At 70.6% G+C, this 18,374-nt stretch carries 18 protein-coding genes; 7 read left to right on the top strand and 11 right to left on the bottom strand.

All coding sequences use genetic code 11. The features are described from left to right. Together ACFE86_RS14100 and ACFE86_RS14105 are read left to right on the top strand one after the other, a co-directional pair. Positions 1–1,941 (top strand): NADP-dependent malic enzyme (locus ACFE86_RS14100; RefSeq protein ID WP_375455957.1); only part of this gene is annotated, 1,941 nt, incomplete at its 5' end. Between the two features lie 81 nt (positions 1,942–2,022). After that, entirely contained in the window at positions 2,023–3,468 is a 1,446-nt protein-coding gene (locus ACFE86_RS14105) for an acetamidase/formamidase family protein (RefSeq protein ID WP_375455958.1), read from the top strand. Positions 3,469–3,476: 8 nt separating this feature from the next. Here ACFE86_RS14105 and ppx read toward each other — a convergent pair whose 3' ends face one another. The 4 genes from ppx to ACFE86_RS14125 all read right to left on the bottom strand — a co-directional run bounded on the left by ppx (position 3,477) and on the right by ACFE86_RS14125 (position 9,500). Beyond that, positions 3,477–5,018 (bottom strand): exopolyphosphatase, encoded by a 1,542-nt coding sequence (gene ppx, locus ACFE86_RS14110; protein WP_375455959.1) that lies wholly within the window; start codon positions 5,016–5,018, stop codon positions 3,477–3,479. Positions 5,019–5,133: 115 nt separating this feature from the next. Then, complete coding sequence (locus ACFE86_RS14115; protein WP_375455960.1) at positions 5,134–7,530, bottom strand: RNA degradosome polyphosphate kinase; 2,397 nt, start codon at positions 7,528–7,530, stop codon at positions 5,134–5,136. A 107-nt stretch (positions 7,531–7,637) separates the two neighbouring features. Further along, positions 7,638–8,363 carry a hypothetical protein gene (locus ACFE86_RS14120; RefSeq protein ID WP_375455974.1) on the bottom strand — a complete coding sequence of 242 codons (726 nt, stop codon included), beginning with the start codon at positions 8,361–8,363 and terminating at the stop codon, positions 7,638–7,640. 45 nt (positions 8,364–8,408) lie between these two features. Beyond that, positions 8,409–9,500 carry an AI-2E family transporter gene (locus ACFE86_RS14125; RefSeq protein WP_375455961.1) on the bottom strand — a complete coding sequence of 364 codons (1,092 nt, stop codon included), beginning with the start codon at positions 9,498–9,500 and terminating at the stop codon, positions 8,409–8,411. A 190-nt stretch (positions 9,501–9,690) separates the two neighbouring features. Between ACFE86_RS14125 and purM the strand changes: the two genes are divergently transcribed. Together purM and purN are read left to right on the top strand one after the other, a co-directional pair. Next, entirely contained in the window at positions 9,691–10,758 is a 1,068-nt protein-coding gene (gene purM, locus ACFE86_RS14130) for a phosphoribosylformylglycinamidine cyclo-ligase (RefSeq protein WP_375455962.1), read from the top strand. Further along, positions 10,758–11,426: a phosphoribosylglycinamide formyltransferase gene (purN, locus tag ACFE86_RS14135; protein WP_375455963.1), complete on the top strand. Its 669-nt coding sequence runs from the start codon at positions 10,758–10,760 to the stop codon at positions 11,424–11,426. The genes purM and purN overlap by 1 nt, the downstream gene beginning before the upstream one ends. A gap of 57 nt (positions 11,427–11,483) precedes the next feature. Here the strand turns inward: purN and ACFE86_RS14140 are convergent, their stop codons facing one another. Together ACFE86_RS14140 and ndk are read right to left on the bottom strand one after the other, a co-directional pair. Beyond that, positions 11,484–11,846: a hypothetical protein gene (locus ACFE86_RS14140; protein ID WP_375455964.1), complete on the bottom strand. Its 363-nt coding sequence runs from the start codon at positions 11,844–11,846 to the stop codon at positions 11,484–11,486. A gap of 184 nt (positions 11,847–12,030) precedes the next feature. Next, on the bottom strand, positions 12,031–12,453 hold the full coding sequence (gene ndk, locus ACFE86_RS14145; RefSeq protein WP_375455965.1) for a nucleoside-diphosphate kinase: 423 nt from the start codon (positions 12,451–12,453) through the stop codon (positions 12,031–12,033). 230 nt (positions 12,454–12,683) lie between these two features. On the opposite strand from ndk, the gene ACFE86_RS14150 reads away from it, so the two are divergent. Further along, positions 12,684–13,229: a DUF2147 domain-containing protein gene (locus tag ACFE86_RS14150; RefSeq protein WP_375455966.1), complete on the top strand. Its 546-nt coding sequence runs from the start codon at positions 12,684–12,686 to the stop codon at positions 13,227–13,229. 66 nt (positions 13,230–13,295) lie between these two features. Here the strand turns inward: ACFE86_RS14150 and ACFE86_RS14155 are convergent, their stop codons facing one another. Then, positions 13,296–13,931, bottom strand: coding sequence for a glutathione S-transferase N-terminal domain-containing protein (locus tag ACFE86_RS14155; protein WP_375455967.1), 636 nt, complete (start codon positions 13,929–13,931; stop codon positions 13,296–13,298). 250 nt (positions 13,932–14,181) lie between these two features. On the opposite strand from ACFE86_RS14155, the gene ACFE86_RS14160 reads away from it, so the two are divergent. Next, a complete protein-coding gene (locus ACFE86_RS14160; RefSeq protein WP_375455968.1) occupies positions 14,182–14,478 on the top strand; it encodes a hypothetical protein in 297 nt (98 codons plus the stop codon). A 67-nt stretch (positions 14,479–14,545) separates the two neighbouring features. Continuing rightward, the gene (locus ACFE86_RS14165; RefSeq protein ID WP_375455969.1) at positions 14,546–14,959 is read left to right on the top strand and encodes a DUF4345 domain-containing protein; all 414 of its coding nucleotides are present in this window, start codon (positions 14,546–14,548) and stop codon (positions 14,957–14,959) included. Between the two features lie 69 nt (positions 14,960–15,028). On the opposite strand, the gene gatB is transcribed toward ACFE86_RS14165, so the two are convergent. From gatB to ACFE86_RS14185, 4 genes are all read right to left on the bottom strand, one after another. Further along, positions 15,029–16,501 (bottom strand): Asp-tRNA(Asn)/Glu-tRNA(Gln) amidotransferase subunit GatB, encoded by a 1,473-nt coding sequence (gene gatB / locus ACFE86_RS14170; protein ID WP_375455970.1) that lies wholly within the window; start codon positions 16,499–16,501, stop codon positions 15,029–15,031. A gap of 74 nt (positions 16,502–16,575) precedes the next feature. Beyond that, positions 16,576–17,358, bottom strand: coding sequence for a class I SAM-dependent methyltransferase (locus ACFE86_RS14175; RefSeq protein ID WP_375455971.1), 783 nt, complete (start codon positions 17,356–17,358; stop codon positions 16,576–16,578). A gap of 115 nt (positions 17,359–17,473) precedes the next feature. Next, positions 17,474–17,773, bottom strand: coding sequence for a hypothetical protein (locus ACFE86_RS14180; protein WP_375455972.1), 300 nt, complete (start codon positions 17,771–17,773; stop codon positions 17,474–17,476). Then, on the bottom strand, positions 17,770–18,374 hold a 605-nt coding region (locus ACFE86_RS14185; RefSeq protein ID WP_375455973.1), incomplete at its 5' end, for an amidase family protein. The genes ACFE86_RS14180 and ACFE86_RS14185, both read right to left, overlap by 4 nt.

Below are 18,374 nucleotides of genomic sequence, written 5' to 3' on the forward strand. Positions count from 1 at the left end.
GAGCCGACCTTCGGCGGCATCAACCTCGAGGACATCAAGGCGCCCGAGTGCTTCGAGGTCGAGGAGCAGTGTCGGGCGCGGATGAACATCCCGGTCTTCCACGACGACCAGCACGGCACGGCGATCATCGTCGCGGCCGCCATCCTCAACGCCCTGGAACTCGCCAGGAAGCAGCTCTCGGACGTGCGCATCGTCACCTCGGGTGCGGGTGCGGCGGCGATCGCCTGTCTCAACCTGCTGGTGTCGCTAGGTGCGAGGCGCGAAAACATCACCGTCACCGACATCAAGGGCGTGGTCTACAAGGGCCGGCCCGAGCTGATGGACCGCTGGAAGGACGTCTACGCGCGGGAGACCGAGGCGCGGACGCTCGCCGACGTGATTCCCGGCGCCGACGTGTTCATCGGCCTCTCGGCCGGCGGCGTCCTGAAGCCCGAATACCTCGAGACGATGGCGCCGAACCCGCTGATCATGGCGCTGGCCAACCCCTACCCCGAGATCATGCCGGATCTCGCCCAGGAGAAGCGTCCCGACGCGATGATCTGCACCGGGCGCTCGGACTTCCCGAACCAGGTCAACAACGTCCTGTGCTTCCCCTACATCTTCCGCGGCGCGCTCGACGTCGGCGCGCGCAGCATCAACGAAGACATGAAGAAGGCCGCCGTCCGGGCGATCGCCGCGCTCGCCCACGAGACGACCTCGGACGTGGTCGCCCGCGCCTACGGCGGCGAGGCGCGGCCCTTCGGCCCGCGCTCGCTGATCCCGAGCCCGTTCGACCCGCGGCTGATCCTGCGGATCGCGCCCGCCGTGGCGAAGGCCGCGATGGATTCCGGCGTCGCCGGCCGGCCGGTGGAGGATCTGGCCGCCTACACCGAGTCCCTGGACCGCTTCGTCCACCGCTCCGGCTTCGTCATGAAGCCGCTGTTCACCAAGGCGAAGGAGGACCCCAAGCGCGTGATCTACGCCGAGGGCGAGGACGAGCGCGTGCTGCGCGCAGTCCAGGCCATCGTCGAGGACGGCGTGGCCAAGCCCATCCTCGTCGGCCGGCCGCGGGTGGTCGAGACCCGGCTCAAGCGCTTCGGCCTGTCGATCCAGGAGGGCCGCGACTTCGAGCTGATCGACCCGGAGGACGATCCGCGCTACCGCTCCTACGTCCAGACCTACCTCGAGGTGGCGGGCCGGCGCGGCATCACGCCCGAGGCGGCGCGCACGCTGGTGCGCACCAACACCACGGTGATCGGCGCCATCGCGGTGCGCCGCGGCGAGGCCGACGCGCTGATCTGCGGGCTGGAGGGCCGGTTCGAGACGCGCCTGCGCATCATCCGCGACGTGATCGGGCTCCTGCCCGGCGTGACGCAATGCGCGGCGATGAGCCTGGTCATCACGAAGAAGGGCGCCTACTTCCTCGCCGACACCCACGTGCGGCCGGACCCGAGCGCCGAGGAGGTCGCGGAACTGGCCGTGGCCTGCGCCGGCCACGTCTCGCGCTTCGGCATCACCCCGAAGATCGCGCTGCTCAGCCACTCGGATTTCGGCCAGTCCGACACCGCCTCGGCGATGAAGATGCGCACCGCCCTCGGGCTGATCCGGCAGCGCGCGCCCGAGCTCCATGTCGACGGCGAGATGCAGGCCGATTCCGCGCTCTCCGAGATGGTGCGCGACCGGGTGCTGCCGGGCTCGGCCCTGAAAGGCGCGGCCAACGTGCTGATCTTCCCCAACCTCGACGCCGCCAACATCGCCTACCAGTTCGCCAAGGTGCTGGCCGACGCGCTGCCCGTCGGGCCGCTGCTGATCGGCCCGGCCAAGCCCGCCCACATCCTGACGCCGTCGGTGACGGCGCGCGGCATCGTCAACGTCACCACCGCCGCGGTGGTCGAGGCGCAGGCCGCCGGCGTGGTGAAGCACGACCTCGCCGAGCCCGGCGTCGGCATGCTCTCGGAGTAGGCGCAGGGCCGCCTCCAGCCCAAGCATGGCAATGTCCTTGCTTGCTCCCGGCCGCGACATGGGGCTGGAGGTTCGTGAACGATGTGCCAGGGTGACGATCCGAACTGCGCCGACTTCGCCGAGCATCGCCGCCGCTTCCTCGGTGATCTTGCGCCCGAGCGGCGCGCCTTCCTGAAGAGCGGCTTCGTCGCCACGGGCGGCGCGGCTGCACTCGCGGCCGGCGGCCTGTCGCTGGTCACGCCGGCGCTGGCGCAGACCAGCGCAGGGCGGGGCGCGAAGCCGGCGACCCACCAGATGCTTCCGGCCAACGCCGACACGGTGCATTGGGGCTATTTCAGCAAGAACCTGAAGCCGCAGGTGGAGATCGCGTCGGGCGACTTCGTCACCATCGAGACGCTGACGCATCACGCCAACGACGATGCCGAGCGGATGATCCAGGGCGATCCGGGCGCCGAGAGCGTCTACCTCTGGACGAAGGAGAAGAAGGGCGTCGCCCGCCGCGGCGCGGGCCCGGAGGATGCCCGGCTCGGCCCCGGCGGGGGCCTCGGCGTCCACATCTGCACCGGCCCGGTGGCGATCCGCGGCGCCGAGCCCGGCGACGTGCTGGAGGTGCGCATCCTCGACGTGGCGCCGCGCCCCTGCGCCAACCCGAAGTTCAAAGGCCTGACCTTCGGCAGCAACGCCGCCGCGTGGTGGGGCTACCATTACAAGGACCTCATCACCGGCGACAGGCCGCGCGAGGTGGTGACGATCTACGAGGTCGACGCCACCGGCGCGCGCGACTGGGCCAAGGCGGTCTACAGCTTCAAGTGGCCGGGCGTGACCGACCCGAACGGCATCGAGCACCCGACGATCGACTATCCCGGCCTGCCCGTCGACCACACCAGGACGACGCGCACCTACGACGTGCTCAAGGGCATCCGCGTGCCGATCCGGCCGCATTTCGGCACGATGGGCTTGGCGCCCGCCGAGGCCGACATGGTGAACTCGATCCCGCCGAGCTACACCGGCGGCAACATCGACAACTGGCGCATCGGCAAGGGCGCGACGATGTACTACCCGGTCGCGGTGCCGGGCGCGCTGTTCTCGGTGGGCGACCCGCATGCGAGCCAGGGCGATTCGGAGCTGTGCGGCACGGCGATCGAGTGCTCGCTCACCGGCACGTTCCAGTTCATCCTGCACAAGAAGCAGGATCTCGCCGGCACCGCGCTGGAGCGCCTCGACTTCCCGATGATCGAGACCCGCGACGAGTGGGTGCTCTCGGGCTTCAGCTACCCGAACTACCTGAAGGATCTCGGCCCCGACGCGCAGAGCGCGATCTTCCAGAAATCCTCGATCGACCGCGCGATGCTCGACGCCTTCCGCAAGATGCGCCAGTTCCTGATGCACGCCAAGGGCCTAACCGAGGACGAGGCGATCTCGCTGATGTCGATCGCGGTCGATTTCGGCATCACGCAGGTGGTGGACGGCAACTGGGGCGTCCACGCCATCGTGAGGAAGGCGATCTTCTCGGAGCGGGCGGTTTAACGCCGGCCTCAGCCGACGACGATGCGGCCGTCCAGGCCGACGATGCGGCCGAGGCCGCGGACGCGGTGCAGCAGCCTGTCGCCGTTCAGCGCCGCCCAGTCGGCCGGCAGGGTGAGGACCACCCGGCCGTCCTCGACGACGAGCGGCATCCGGCGCAGCGCGCCCTCCATGCCGGCGGTGATCGGGAAGGCCACGCGCAGGAGCGCGCCGACGAGGCGTGCGCGCTCGAACAGCCGCGGCCCGGCAAGACCGCGCAGCATGGCGTCCGCCTTTTCGGGCGCGATGCCCTCGTGGCGGAAGTAAATCGCCAGCGCGAGGTAGCCGCGGCCGGGATGATCGACGCCGACGAAGGCCGCGTTCTGGATGATCGCGAGGCTCTGCATGCCGCGATAGTCGGGATGCGCCCGCCAGCCGATGTCGGACAGGAGGCAGGCGGCGTGGCGCAGGCGCCGCTCGTCGGCGGTCTCCGGGCTGTCCAGCGTCGTCACGAAGCGATCGGTCCAGGCGAGTAGTTCTTCGCCGTGGCGGGGTGAGCGGGCGCGCACCGCGTTCAGCTCAGCACAGGACGCCAGCAGCGGATCGAGCGCGCGAGTCTCCTTGTCGAGCTGTTCGTAGAGCAGGCCCTCGCGCACGCCCGAGGCCGAGACCGCGATCTCGCGCGGCCGGCCGACGCGGATGATCTCCTCCAGCACCAGCGCGCCGTAGGCGAGCAGCGGCCGGCGCGCCTCCGAGACGGTCTCGACGTCCTGGAGCGTCGCGGCGTCGGATTGCTCGACCACCTGCAGGAAGCTCACCTCGTCCGACGGCTCGACGCTGTAGCCGTGCATCACGTGGACGGGATAGGACCGCGCGGCCTGGTGCAGGCGCGCCAGCGCGCGCCACGTGCCGCCGACCGCGTAGAAGGTGCGCCCGCGCAGCGTCTCCAATTGCGGTGCGGCCTTCTTCATGTGCTCGCGCACGATCTTGCCGGCCTTCTTCAGCGAGCCGCCGGAGAGGTCCTGGAGCGCGAGGCCGCCGAGCGGCATCGTCACGCCCTGCCCGACCACGGCGCCGCGCACGTCCACGAGTTCGAGGGAGCCGCCGCCGAGGTCGCCGACCACGCCGTCCGGCGCGTGGAAGCCGGAGACGACGCCGAGCGCCGACAACTCCGCCTCGCGGCGCCCGGACAGCAACTCGATCGGCTGCCCGCAGGCCGCCTCGGCCGCTTCGAGGAAGGCGGGGCCGTTCGAGGCGTCGCGGGCGGCGGCGGTGGCCAGCACGAACAGGCGCGACACCCGCATCGTCGCGCACAGCACCCGGAAGCGGGCGAGCGCGGCGAGCGCCCGGCGCACGGCCTCGTCGTTGAGGCGGCCCGTGGTCAGCACGTTGCGGCCCAGGCCGCACAGGACCTTCTCGTTGTAGAGCGGCGTCGGCGCGCGGCTCAGGCCGTCATAGGCCACGAGGCGGACCGAGTTCGAGCCGATATCGATGATCGCGACGGGCGCGTCGGCCAAGCCCGGCTCCCGGTCGGCGGAATGGGCGAGAGTCAGGTTGGCGCGATGGGGACCCAAGCGACACCTCGATGCGAATGCCGACCGGCAGGGGAGACGCTTCGTGCGCCATCCGGCGCGGTCCGTCCAGGCCCGTGCGCCCATCCCTGTCCGGCGGCCGCGTCGGCCGGCGCGGTCAGCCCCGCTGCGCGCGCCGGCTGAGCGCCCGCGGGCTCGACTTCTTCGACGACTTGCCGCGGCCGGACAGGCTCGGATTCGTCATGAAGTACTTGTGCGCGTTGAAGGGCTCCTCGCCTTCGGCCGGGTGGATGCGCTCGGAGCCGCCGGACGCCAGGACGCGCCAGCTCTGGCGGTTGTCGAGCAGGTTGGCGAGCATGATCTGGTCGAGAACCTGTTGATGGACGGTCGGGTTGCCGATCGGCAGCAGCGCCTCCACGCGACGGTCGAGGTTGCGGCTCATCAGGTCGGCCGACGAGATGTAGACGGTCGCCTTCGGGTGCGGCAGCCCGACGCCGTTGCCGAAGGCGTAGATGCGCCCGTGCTCCAGGAAGCGCCCGACGATCGATTTTACGCGGATCGTGTCGGAGAGCCCCGGCACGCCGGGCCGCAGGCAGCAGATGCCGCGCACCACGCAGTCGATCTGCACGCCGGCCTGGGACGCGTCGTAGAGCGCGTCGATGATCTGCGCGTCGACCAGCGAATTGCACTTGATCCAGATCGCCGCCGGCCTGCCGGCCTCGGCGTGCGCCACCTCCGCCGCGATGTCGGCCATCAGCCGCGCCTTGGCGGTGAGCGGCGAGACGGACATGCGCTCCAACTGCGCCGGCTCGGCGTAGCCAGTGATGTAGTTGAAGATCCGCGAGACGTCGCGCGCCACCGCCGGATCGGCCGTGAAGAACGACAGGTCGGTGTAGATGCGCGCCGTGATCGGATGGTAGTTGCCGGTGCCGACGTGGCAGTAGGTGACGAGCCGGTCGCCCTCGCGCCGCACCACCATCGACAGCTTGGCGTGGGTCTTCAGCTCGACGAAGCCGAACACCACCTGCGCGCCGGCCTTCTCCAGGTCCTTCGCCCAGCGGATGTTGGCCTCCTCGTCGAAGCGCGCCTTCAGCTCGACCAGCGCGGTCACCGACTTGCCGAGCTCTGCGGCCTCGGCGAGCGCGGCGACGATCGGCGAGTTGGAGGAGGTGCGGTAGAGCGTCTGCTTGATCGCCACGACGTTGGGGTCGCGCGCCGCCTGGACCAGGAACTGCACCACCGCGTCGAACGATTCGTAGGGGTGGTGGACGCAGAAATCCTTCTGGCGGATTGCGGCGAACACGTCGCCGCCGCTCTCGCGGATGCGCTCGGGAAAGCGCGGGTTGTAGGGCTTGAACTTGAGGTCCGGCCGGTCGATCCCGACGATCTGCGAGAGTTCGTTCAGCGCCAGCATGCCCTCGACGAGGAACACCGCATCAGTGCCGATCTCCAGTTCGTCGCAGACGAAGCCGCGCAGGTCCTCCGGCATGCCGGCCTCGACCTCGAGGCGGATGACGATGCCGCGGCGGCGCTGCTTCAGGGCGGTCTCGAAATGCAGGACGAGGTCCTCGGCCTCCTCCTCGATCTCCAGGTCCGAATCGCGGATCACCCGGAAGGCGCCCTGCCCCTTGACGAGGTAGCCGGGAAATAGCCGGCCAGTGAACAGCACGATCACCTGCTCGATGGCGATGAAGCGGGCCACCGCGTCGCCCTCGGCCGCCGGCAGGCGCACGAAGCGGTCGAGCACGCCCGGCATGCGGATCAGCGCGCGCAGCACCCGCCCGTCGCGGGGCCGCATCAGCATCAGCGCGATCGTGGTGCCGAGGTTGGGGATGAACGGGAACGGGTGCGCCGGGTCGATGGCCAGGGGCGTCAGCACCGGGAAGACGTGGCTGAGGAAGTACTCCTCCAGCCACGCGGCATGCTCGGGCAGCAGGGCGTCCGGCTCGACGAGATCGATCTCGACGCCGTGCAGTTCGTCCCGCAGCGCGCGCCAGCGCGCTTGCTGGTCCTCGGCGAGCCGCGACACGCCGGTGCCGATGCGCGCGAGTTGCTCCGAGGGCGAGAGCCCGTCCTGCGACGGCAGCGTCAGGCCGGCGCGGACCTGATCGTGCAGGCCGGCGACGCGAACCATGAAGAACTCGTCGAGGTTGTTGGCCGAGATCGAGAGGAAGCGCAGCTTCTCCAGCAGCGGATGGTTCGGGTTCGACGCCTCTTCCAGCACGCGCCGGTTGAACTGGAGCCAGGACAGCTCACGGTTGACGAATCGCTCCGGCGAGTGCCGCAGCGCCCGCCCGGCTTCCAGCACCGTGTCGCGGGCGGCCTTGTCGGCGACGGGCTCCGCGGGCTCGGCGAAGTCGGCCGCGGCCGGCCACGCGTCGCCGGCCGCCTCGGAGCGATCGGCATCCGGGGCGCGGCGCGGACTGCGCGACGCCGCCGGCATCCGCCGGACAGGGCCAGCGACCCGCTTCGGCGCCGTCGCCTCGCCGGCGCCCTCGCCCGCATCCGCACGATCGCGGTCCAGGGCATCCGCGTTCGCTTCGGTCTCCGACAACTGGTCTCTCCCTGCCTGCGATCCGTCGCCGCCTCCCCTAACATGGTGGCCCCGGCGCAATGCGACACTGGCGTGACGATCGCCCCGGCCCTCGTCCTGCCCGCCGCTCAGTCCGCGTCGTCCTCGATCCCGTCGTCCTCGGTCCCGCCGGCGAGCCCCAGGCGCGCGAGCACCGCGAGCGCCAGCGGCCGGGTGATGCGGCGCCCGCGACTTAGCGCGTCGCGGTCGAGCTCGGTCACCACCTCGCGGGCGCGGCCGAGGGAACGGTCGATGCGCAGCACCAGGGCGTCGATCACCCGGAGGTCGACCACGAGCTGGCGGTCGACGAACAGCTTGACGATCACCGCGCGCAGCAGCGCGTCGTCGGGCTCGACGATCGCGGCGCCGGGTGCGAGACGCAGCCGCGAGCGCAGGTCCGCGACCGTCAGCCCGAGCCGGTCGATGGCCACGCCGCTGGTGAGCAGGACCGGGCATTTCCGCTCGCGGGCCCGGTTGAGCAGGTGGAACAGGGCGGCCTCGTCGCGGCCCGCGCGGTCGATGTCCTCGACGACGAGCGCGCCGTTCGAGACGCAGTGGGTGACGGTCTCGGCCGTAACCCCGGCGGCCGGCACGGTCCAGGCGTGGGCCCGCGTCGCCCAGATCGAGGCGAGGTGGCTCTTGCCGCTGCCGGGCGGTCCGGTGAGCACCAGCACCGGGTCCGGCCAGTCCGGCCACGCCTCGATCAGCGCATACGCCGCCTCGTTCGCCGGGCCGACCAGGAAATCCTCGCGGCCGAAGCGCGGATCGAGCGGCAGGTCGAAGGCCAGTTGCTTCGGAGGGGCGTTCTCGCGCATGCGACCCCAGGGTGACCGCTCGGGCGGGAAGGTCAAGCGGCCCGCTCAATCCCGCGGCATCTCCAGCAGCACCGGCTGCTCGGCGTGGTAGAGCCGGCTATCGAGGTAGCGTGCCAGCGCGTAGCGGACGAGCACGCCGATCGAGGCGGCGACCGGCACCGCGAGCAGCAGCCCGAGGAAGCCGAACAGCGAGCCGAAGGCGAGCAGCGCGAACATCAGCCAGACCGGGTGCAGGCCGACCGATTCGCCGACGAGCTTGGGCGCGACGACGTTGCCCTCCAAGAACTGCCCGACGAGGAACACGGCCACCGTCAGGCCGAGATGGAGCCAGTCGGAGCCGGGCCAGAACTGCACCAGGGCGACGCCGACCGAGAGCAGGAACCCGGTGAGCGTGCCGACATAGGGGATGAAGGTGAGCAAGCCCGCGATCAGCCCGATCAGCACGCCGAAGTTGAGGCCCACGAGCCACAGGCCCGCCGCGTAGAAGCTGCCGAGGATCAGGCAGACCAGGGTCTGCCCCCGGACGAAGCCGATGATCGCGGTGTCGATCTGCGAGGCGAGCCGCCGGACCGTCGCGCGGTGGCGGGGCGGCACCCATCCGTCGAGTGCGGCGATCATCCGGTCCCAGTCGACGAGGATGTAGAAGGCCACCACCGGCGTGACCACGAGGAGCGAGGCGACCGAGATCAGCGCCTGCGAGCCGGACCAGATCGACTTGAGGAAGGCGAGCAGCCACGCGCCTCCTTGCGTCGCGAGCGTCCCGACCGAGGATTGCAGCTCGGCGAGCACGTCGGCGCCGCCGAGCCGCTGCAGCAGCGGCCCCGCCCGCTCGGCGATGATCCCCTGGAGCCGCCCGACCATGGCCGGCAGGCTGTTGACGAGCGCCGCGACCTGGTTGGCGGCCAGCGGCACCACGATCAGCAGCGACACGATCAGCACGGCGACGAACATCGCCAGGATCAGCAGGCTCGCAGCGAGCCGCCCAAGGCCGAGGCGTTCCAGCCGGTCGGCCAGCGGGTCGAGGAGGTAGGCGAGCGCGATGCCCGCCACGAACGGCAGCATCACCTCGCGCAGCAGGTAGACGACGATGCCGAGGCCGACGAGCGCCGCCAGACCGATCACAGCCCTTGCGCGCATCGTCACCCCTATCCCGTTCCGCGTCCGGAGAGTGGGAAGGCGGTCTCCCACGGTCAAGGCTGGACGGCCGCGCGATTGCACGGCGGACGTGCGGATCGCCGCGGACAGAATCCATTTTCTCGGCGCGGTTCGGGTTCGGCCGGTGCGAAACTGGGCTAAAGCAGCCTCAGACCACAGGAACGGGGCGCCGATGACGGCCGAGACCACGAACGGGCTGACCTACGCCGCCGCCGGCGTCGACATCGATGCCGGCAACGCGATGGTCGAGACGATCAAGCCGTTGGTGCGCGCCACCCGCCGGCCGGGGGCGGATGCCGAGATCGGCGGGTTCGGCGGGCTGTTCGACCTCAAGGCTGCGGGCTTCACGGACGCGATCCTGGTCGCCGCCAACGACGGCGTCGGCACCAAGGTGAAGATCGCGATCGAGACCGGCCGCCACGACACGATCGGCATCGACCTCGTGGCGATGTGCGTCAACGACATCGTCGTCCAGGGCGCCGAGCCGCTGTTCTTCCTCGACTACTACGCCACGGGAAAGCTCGTGCCGGGTGTCGGCGCCGACATCGTGCGCGGCATCGCGGAAGGCTGCCGGCAGGCGGGCTGCGCGCTGATCGGCGGCGAGACCGCCGAGATGCCGGGCCTGTACGCGGGCGCCGACTACGACCTCGCCGGCTTCGCGGTGGGCGCGGCCGAGCGCGGCACGCTGCTGCCGAGGCCCGGCATCCGGGCGGGCGACGCGGTGCTCGGCCTGCCCTCGTCGGGCCTCCATTCCAACGGCTTCTCGCTCGTCCGCCGCATCGTCGCCCGCACCGGCTTGGCGTGGGACGCGCCCGCGCCGTTCGCGCCCGGAAAAACCCTCGGCGCGGCGCTGCTGGAGCCGACGCGGATCTACGTGAAGCCGGTGCTCGCGGCGCTGAAGGCCACCGACGGGATCAAGGCGCTCGCCCACATCACCGGCGGCGGTTTTCCCGACAACCTGCCCCGCGTGCTGCCGGACGCGGTCGGCATCGCGATCGACCTCGACGCCGTGATCCCGCCGCCGGTGTTCGGCTGGCTGGCGCGGGAGGGCGGCGTCGCGCAAGCGGAGATGCTGCGCACCTTCAACTGCGGCATCGGCATGGTCGTGGTGGTGGCCGGGGACCGGGTCGATGCCGTGTCGCAGGCGCTCACGCAGGCCGGCGCGGTGCCGGTCCGGCTCGGGGCGATCACCGCACGCGGGCCCGAGCCCGTCACCTTCACCGGCCGCCTCGCGTTCTGATGGCGTCGGGGGCCAAGACGCGGACCAAGACGCGGGTCGCGATCCTGATCTCGGGGCGCGGCTCGAACATGGTCTCGCTGATCGCGGCGGCGGAGGCCGCCGACTATCCCGCCGCGATCGCGCTGGTGCTCGCGAACCGCCCCGAGGCGCCCGGGCTGGTGCTGGCGAAGGCGGCCGGCATCCCGGCACGCGCGATCGACCACAAGACCTTCCCCGATCGCGAAACCTTCGACGCGGCGCTCGATGCCGAGCTTCGCGCGGCCGGGATCGAGCTGGTCTGTCTTGCGGGCTTCATGCGGATCTTCTCGTCCGGCTTCGTCGCGGCCTGGGCGGGGCGGATGATCAACATCCACCCCTCGCTGCTGCCGCTGTTCAAGGGCACGCACACCCATGCGCAGGCGCTCGCCGCGGGCGTGCGCCTCCACGGCTGCACGGTGCATTACGTGGTGCCCGAACTCGATGCCGGCCCGATCGTGGCGCAGGCCGCGGTGCCGGTGCGGCCGGGCGACGATCCCGCCAGCCTCGCCGCGCGGGTGCTCGTGCAGGAGAACAGGCTCTATCCGGCCGCCCTCGCGCTGGTGGCCGGCGGCGGGGCGAGGCTGGAGGGGGAGCGGGTGGTCTTTACGAGCGATGCGGCTCAGGCCGACGGTGCCCTGCGGAGCCTGTAGCTCGCCGACGAGTTCCCTCTCCCCTTCAGCGGGAGAGGGTGGCCCGCGCCTGTTGACTCAGACCGGACGCTGCAGCTTGCACGCATCCAGCGCGTTCAGCGCCTTGGCGCGGGCGGAATCGTTGAAGTAGCCGGTGGTGCGGTAGGCCGCGATCTCGGCCTCGTCGAGCGCGCGCATGGTCTGCCGCGCGTAGCAGCCGCAGGGGCGCTCCAGGGATGCTTCCGGCGCGCTGGTGAGGCGGGCCTGGATCACGGCGCAGGCGTGGCGCACGCGGCTTTCGAGGTTGGCCTTGGGCACGGTGCGGAGCGCCGGATCGGGCTGGTACTGCTCGAAGGGCGCCGACGAACCGCTGGCAAGCGCGGCGGTGGCGGCGAGCGAGAGCAGGCCGGCGGCGATGAGGGAGGTGCGGCGGGTCGTCATGGGAGGTCCGTTGGCGCGGTGCTGAGGAAACCTTGCGCCGTTGGACTCTTCCGCCGTCCGCTTCGTCAATGGCGTCCCGGCCACACCGCCCGCCATTCGGGGCGATGCGGCCAGGTCCTTCGGCAATCGTGCGCCGGTGTGCCCCGGCGACCACCTCCGGGCCGACGATATCGCCGACTCGCGCTCAGCCGACGATGTCGGAATCCTGGAAGAACTGGGCGATCTCCATCCGGGCGTTGTCGGCGCTGTCCGAGCCGTGGACGGTGTTCTCGCCGACCGACTCCGAGAAGGTCTTGCGGATGGTGCCCTCGGCCGCCTGGGCCGGGTTCGTCGCGCCCATCACCGCGCGGTAGCGCGCGACGGCGTCCTCGCCCTCCAGCACCTGTACGACCACCGGGCCGGAGGTCATGAAGGCCACGAGTTCGCCGAAGAACGGGCGCTCCTTGTGGACCCCGTAGAACGTCTCGGCCTGCGCCTGGCTCATCCGGATGCGGCGCTGGCCGACGATGCGCAGGCCCGCCGTCTCGATGACCGCGTTGACCGCGCCGGTGAGGTTCCGTCTGGTCGCGTCCGGCTTGAGGATGGAGAAGGTGCGCTCGGTGGCCATGGTCCGTCCGATTCAAGGAAGATGAAAACCGCCAGCAAGCGCGTCGCGAAAAACCGCTTTGGCGCCGGGCTTATAGCGGGGGCGCCCGGCGCCCTCAACCCGAGCGCGAGCCAAGCGCGGCCATGGCGGCGCTGCAACACGGCCGAAAAATCGCCCGATTGCCACGGCTCAATCGCCGCACGACCTCCACCCGCCCCGCGCCTTCGGGCGCCAGCTTCGGAGATTTCCGCATGCGTCTCGCTCTCGCCGCCGCCCTCCTCCTCTCCGGCCTCGCCTCGGCCTCGGCCGAGACCGGCCAGGACTCGTCCGGCCAGAACCCTTCCGGCAAGGACCCTTCCGGCAAGGACCCTTCCGGGACTTGGCTGACGGAGGACGGCCGCGCCAAGATCCGGATCGATCGCTGCGGCGCCGGCCAGGCGCAGGTCTGCGGCAAGGTGGTCTGGCTCAAGGTCGCGACGACCGAGTCGGGCGCGCCGCGCACCGACCTGAAGAACCCCGACCCGAAGAAACGCTCGCGCCCCGTGATCGGCTTGCCCCTCATCGACGGCCTCAAGCCGGACGAGCAGAAGTTCTCGGGCGAGATCTACAACGTCGAGGAGGGCAAGACCTATCAGGTCAGCCTGGAGCGCGAGAGCCCGTCGGAACTCTCGGTCTCGGGCTGCCTGCTCAAGGTGCTGTGCGGCTCGCAGACCTGGACCAGGGTGCCCGACGTGAACCAGCACGCGACCAACGTCGCGTCCGAGGCGGCAAAGCCGGTCAAGCCCGCCGCGAGGTAGGACGGGCGCCGCCTTGCTTCGCCCGTCCGGGGAAACGCGGGCGGCGAGCGGGAACCAGGCAGGGTTTCAGATCGCCGCGAGGCCTCTCTGGACGGCCGGGCGTGCGAGCATCCGGTCGAGCCAGCGTTCGACGTTGGGCAGGCGGGCGAGGTCGACGCCCTGCTTGCCCGTGAACTTGGCCCAGGGCACGGTTGCCATGTCGGCGATCGAATAGTCGCCCGCGAGATGGTCGCGGCCCGCGAGCCGCCGGTCGAGGACGCCGTAGAGGCGGTTCGTCTCGGCCGTGAACCGGTCGATGGCGTAGGGGATCTTCTCCTTGGCGTAGATCTTGAAATGATGGGTCTGTCCGAGCATCGGCCCGAAGCCGGCGCATTGCCAGAACAGCCATTCGTCGACCGCGATCCGCGCACGCGCGTCGTTCGGATAGAACCGCCCGGTCTTGCGCCCGAGATATTGCAGGATCGCACCCGATTCGAAGACCGAGACCGGCGCGCCGCCCGGCCCGTCATGATCGACGATGGCCGGGATCTTGTTGTTGGGCGAGAGCGCCAGGAAGTCGGGCGCCGTCTGCTCGCCCTTGGCGATGTCGACGGGGACGACCCGATACGGCAGGCCGCACTCCTCCAGCATGATCGGGATCTTCCAGCCGTTCGGCGTGCTCCAGGTGTGGACGTCGATCGGTTTGCCGGTCACGGCGGCCATCGTTTCCCTAAGCTCTCACTGGATCGGCCGGCCGGAGCGGCGGGCCCGGTCGAAGACCACCGACGGTAGCTACCGCGGAACTCCGCGCGCATTCAAGGGCGTGCGCCCATCCGCTCACGATTGCGAGAGCGGATGTCGCCCGCTGTTGGCGGCAAGCCTCGCACCCTTGTCCCGCACCCGGCTTGCCGCTGTGATGCGAACCGCGCGGCGCGCCGTCGATGAGCGTGCCGCGACGAAGGAGGCCGCCGTCATGCTCGCCCGTTTCCTCACGCTCGCGGCGCTTGCCGCGCCGCTCGCGCTTGCCCTCGCCCAGCCGGGACTGGCCAAGGAGCCGCCACCGCCCAGGACGACGGAGACGCCTATGGCGGCGCCCGCCGCGAAGCCGGCGCGGACGCCAAGCGCCGGCCAGACCGCGGCCCGCGAGCGCCAGAAGACCTGCGGGTCGCAGTGGCGCGCGCTCGCCGACGCCGAGAAGGTGTCGCAGGGGCCGAAATGGCCGCAATACTGGAGCAAGTGCAACAAGCGGCTCAAGGGCGAGAAGGCCTGAGGCCGCGCCGGATACGCGGGCGGTCCCGCGGGTTGTGCCCTCAGGTCTCTCCAGGCAACCGCACGGCATGATGACGGAACGGCAGGCGCTCCAGCGCGTGGTGGCGGTGGCGGCGATCGTGCCGGTGGCGGCCGGGCTCTACGGCGTCCTCTTCGGCGTGAACGGGTTGCAGGGCGGCGTGCCCGACACCTCCGCCGACAGCCATTTCCGCTACCTCTCCGGCCTTCTCACCGGCATCGGCATCCTGTTCTGGACCTGCGTGCCGGGGATCGAGGGCAAGGGCCGGCTCTTCCGCTTCCTCACCCTGGTGGTGGTGCTCGGCGGCCTCGCGCGCCTGCTCGGGCTCGCCCTCACGGGCGTGCCCGCGCCGACGATGCTCGCCGCGTTGGTCATGGAGCTTGCGGCGACGCCCCTGCTCTGCCTCTGGCAGGCACGGGTCGCCGGCAGGACGCGGGATGCCGATGCCGTCGTGCCGACGTGAACACGCGGCGAGCCGCACCCCGTCACGGTTCGGCTGGCTCGTGGACCGGCGCGACGCGATCGTCCGGCCCTACGCGATCCCGAGCTTGCGCTTCAGCACTGCGTTGACCGCGGCCGGGTTGGCCTTGCCGCCGGTGGCCTTCATGGTCTGGCCGACGAACCAGCCGAGCAGCGTCGGCTTCTCCTTCGCCTGGGCGACCTTCTCCGGGTTCCCGGCGATGATGGCATCGACCGCCGCCTCGATCGCGCCGGTGTCGGTGACCTGGCGCAGGCCGCGGGCCTCGACGATGTCGCGCGGCGCGCCCGCCTCCGACCAGACGATCTCGAACAGGTCCTTGGCGATCTTGCCGGAGATCACGCCCTCGCCGATCAGGTCGATGATCTGGCCGAGGCGCTCGGCCGAGACCGGCGTCGCGGCGATGTCGAGCCCCTCCTTGTTGAGGCGCCCGAACAGCTCGTTGATCACCCAGTTCGCCGCCGCCTTGCCGTCGCGGCCCCGCGCCACCGCCTCGTAGTAGTCCGCCGACGCCCGCTCGGCCACGAGCACGCCGGCGTCGTAGGGCGAGAGGCCGAAATCGGCGATGAAGCGTGCCTTCTTGGCGTCCGGCAGTTCCGGCAGCCCTTCGGCCAGCGCATCGACGTAGGCCTGGTCGAATTCGAGCGGCAGCAGGTCCGGGTCGGGGAAGTAGCGGTAATCGTGCGCCTCCTCCTTGGAGCGCATCGAGCGGGTCTCGCCCTTCCCCGGATCGAACAGCCGCGTCTCCTGGTCGATGGTGCCGCCGTCCTCGATGATCGCGATCTGGCGCCGCGCCTCGGTCTCGATCGCCTGCCCGATGAAGCGGATCGAGTTGACGTTCTTGATCTCGCAGCGCGTGCCGAGCGGGTCGCCGGGGCGCCGCACCGAGACGTTGACGTCGGCGCGAAGCGAGCCCTTCTCCATGTCGCCGTCGCAGGTGCCGAGATAGCGCAGGATCGTGCGTAGCTTGGTCACGTAGGCGCGCGCCTCCTCCGACGAGCGCAGGTCCGGCCGCGACACGATCTCCATCAGCGCGACGCCGGAGCGGTTGAGATCGACGAAGCTCTGCGTCGGGTTCTGGTCGTGGAGCGACTTGCCGGCATCCTGCTCCAGGTGCAGCCGCTCGATGCCCACCGTGATCGTCTCGCCGTCGAGGAGATCGACCACGACCTCGCCTTCGCCGACGATCGGGTCCTTGTACTGCGAGATCTGGTAGCCCTGCGGCAGGTCCGGGTAGAAGTAGTTCTTGCGGTCGAACACCGAGCGGTGGTTGATCCGCGCCTTCAGCCCGAGGCCGGTGCGCACGGCCTGCGCCACGCATTCGGCGTTGATCACCGGCAGCATGCCCGGCATCGCCGCATCCACCAGCGAGACGTGGTCATTGGGCTCGGCGCCGAATTCCGTCGAGGCGCCGGAAAAAAGCTTGGAGCGGCTCGTGACCTGGGCGTGGATCTCCATGCCGATCACCACCTCCCAGTCGCGCTCGGCGCCCCTGATGAGCTTCTTCGGGTTCACGGAGGCGGTCATGCGGCGTCTTCCTGCGCTGGTCGCGCGGCGGTTCAAGCGGTCCCGACGTGTCTAGGAAGCGGGTGCGGGGCCGGTCAAGCTGCCGGCGGCGCGGCACCCGGCCGGCTCGCGGCCAGCGTGACGTTGGGGCCGTAGCGATGGTCGTGGTCGTCGGCGATCACCACCGTCTCGGTCAGGCCGAAATGTGCCAGCACGGCGAGGATGGTCGGCAGCTCGAGCCAATTGGTGCTCGCGCGGTTGCCGCCCCAGAAGGTGCCGAGCCCGGAATTGCGATAGGTCATCTCGTAGGTCGGCACCGACAGGCCGTGACCCTGGTAGGTGCGGGGCCGCAGGTGCTTCAGGGGCGGCACGTCGGCGTAGTAATGCGTCCAGAGGAACAGCCGGTCGCTGCGCGCGGCGGCGAGCCGGATCAGCTCGACCGGGTCCTGCATATGGTAGAGGATGCCGCAGGCGAAGATCAGGTCGTGGCGCGGCCCCGGCGCGGCGAGGTAGCCCATCGCGTCGCCGAGCAGGAAGGTCGAGCGGTCGAGGCGCGCGATGTTCTTGACGATCAGGCACTTCAGGAAGGCCTCGGAGTTGGCTTCCACGGCGGTGATCCGTGCCGCCCCGAGCCGCTCGAGCTGGTAGGTGTGCGCGGCCTCCAGCGGCCCGAGTTCGAGCACGTCGTAGCCGTCGAACCGGCCGTCGCGGCCGAGGCGGGCGGCGGCCTGCGCCGGGCGCGGATCGCCGCGGAACCCCGGCATGCCGCCGGACGGAAGGCTCGCGTCGATCTCGCCGAGGTCGCAGGCCCACTTGTCCGCGAACAGGTCGTGGGCGTTGCGGTGGCTCGGCGCGTTGGTGAAGAACTGCTTTTTCATCGACCGTTTCGCGGTGAGCGTCGCAGGCGGCAGCCAGGCTCGTGTCTCGGCCGGCCGGGCCTTCATAGCCGGATCACCGACACGTCGTCCCGCTTCGCGGGCGCGCCCGACGTGCTCAGGTCCTCGGCCTGAGAACGCGCCGGGCCGAGAACCCGAGGAACGACCACAGCAGCGCCGCCCCCGTCCGGACGGGAAAGAAGGTCGGCCCGTCGTGGCTCACCGGGGCGGGCCACGGAATGCCGACGGCATGGATCGTCCAGGAGACCAGCACCGCGACCGCGAACCCGATGATGGCGGCGATGAAGACCTTCCCGACCTGCGTCGCGGTCCAGCCGAGATAGAGGCACAGCGCGATCAGCACCGGGTCGAAGCCGGCCCAGATCCAGACGGTCCAGGGATAGAACGGGACCGTCACCACCACACCTTGGGCAGCACGGTCCGGCCGGCGGCCTGCTCGATCACCTGGGCTGCGGCAAACAGCGTCTCCTCGTCGAACGGGCGCCCGATCAACTGAAGGCCGAGCGGCAGGCCCTGGCCGTCGAGGCCGGCGGGCACCGCGATGCCGGGGAGGCCGGCCATGTTCACGGTGACCGTAAACACGTCGTTCAAGTACATCTCCACCGGATCGGCAGACGCCTTCTCGCCGATGCCGAAGGCGGCCGACGGGGTCGCCGGAGTCAGGATCGCATCGACGCCGGCATTGTACACCGCCTCGAAGTCGCGCTTGATCAGGGTGCGGATCTTCTGCGCGCGCACGTAATAGGCGTCGTAATAGCCGGCCGAGAGCACGTAGGTGCCGATCATGATCCGGCGCTTCACCTCGCGGCCGAACCCCTCCGCCCGCGTCGCCTCGTACTGGCCGGCGACGTCGCGGCCCGGCACCCGGATGCCGTACCGGACGCCGTCGTAGCGGGCGAGGTTGGACGAGGCCTCCGCCGGCGCCACGATGTAATAGGCCGGCAGCGCATATTTCGTGTGCGGCAGCGACACCTCCACGATCTCGGCGCCGGCCTCCC

The organism is uncultured Methylobacterium sp., from assembly GCF_964244095.1.
Classification (GTDB): Bacteria; Pseudomonadota; Alphaproteobacteria; order Rhizobiales; family Beijerinckiaceae; genus Methylobacterium.

Excerpts from the sequence above, each read along its gene's own strand:
- ACFE86_RS14105 (WP_375455958.1), top strand. The coding sequence starts at position 2,023 with ATGTGCCAGGGTGACGATCCGAACTGCGCCGACTTCGCCGAGCATCGC.
- ACFE86_RS14120 (WP_375455974.1), bottom strand. The coding sequence starts at position 8,363 with ATGCGCGAGAACGCCCCTCCGAAGCAACTGGCCTTCGACCTGCCGCTC.
- ACFE86_RS14125 (WP_375455961.1), bottom strand. The coding sequence starts at position 9,500 with ATGCGCGCAAGGGCTGTGATCGGTCTGGCGGCGCTCGTCGGCCTCGGC.
- purM (WP_375455962.1), top strand. The coding sequence starts at position 9,691 with ATGACGGCCGAGACCACGAACGGGCTGACCTACGCCGCCGCCGGCGTC.
- purN (WP_375455963.1), top strand. The coding sequence starts at position 10,758 with ATGGCGTCGGGGGCCAAGACGCGGACCAAGACGCGGGTCGCGATCCTG.
- ACFE86_RS14140 (WP_375455964.1), bottom strand. The coding sequence starts at position 11,846 with ATGACGACCCGCCGCACCTCCCTCATCGCCGCCGGCCTGCTCTCGCTC.
- ndk (WP_375455965.1), bottom strand. The coding sequence starts at position 12,453 with ATGGCCACCGAGCGCACCTTCTCCATCCTCAAGCCGGACGCGACCAGA.
- ACFE86_RS14150 (WP_375455966.1), top strand. The coding sequence starts at position 12,684 with ATGCGTCTCGCTCTCGCCGCCGCCCTCCTCCTCTCCGGCCTCGCCTCG.
- ACFE86_RS14155 (WP_375455967.1), bottom strand. The coding sequence starts at position 13,931 with ATGGCCGCCGTGACCGGCAAACCGATCGACGTCCACACCTGGAGCACG.
- ACFE86_RS14160 (WP_375455968.1), top strand. The coding sequence starts at position 14,182 with ATGCTCGCCCGTTTCCTCACGCTCGCGGCGCTTGCCGCGCCGCTCGCG.
- ACFE86_RS14165 (WP_375455969.1), top strand. The coding sequence starts at position 14,546 with ATGATGACGGAACGGCAGGCGCTCCAGCGCGTGGTGGCGGTGGCGGCG.
- gatB (WP_375455970.1), bottom strand. The coding sequence starts at position 16,501 with ATGACCGCCTCCGTGAACCCGAAGAAGCTCATCAGGGGCGCCGAGCGC.
- ACFE86_RS14175 (WP_375455971.1), bottom strand. The coding sequence starts at position 17,358 with ATGAAAAAGCAGTTCTTCACCAACGCGCCGAGCCACCGCAACGCCCAC.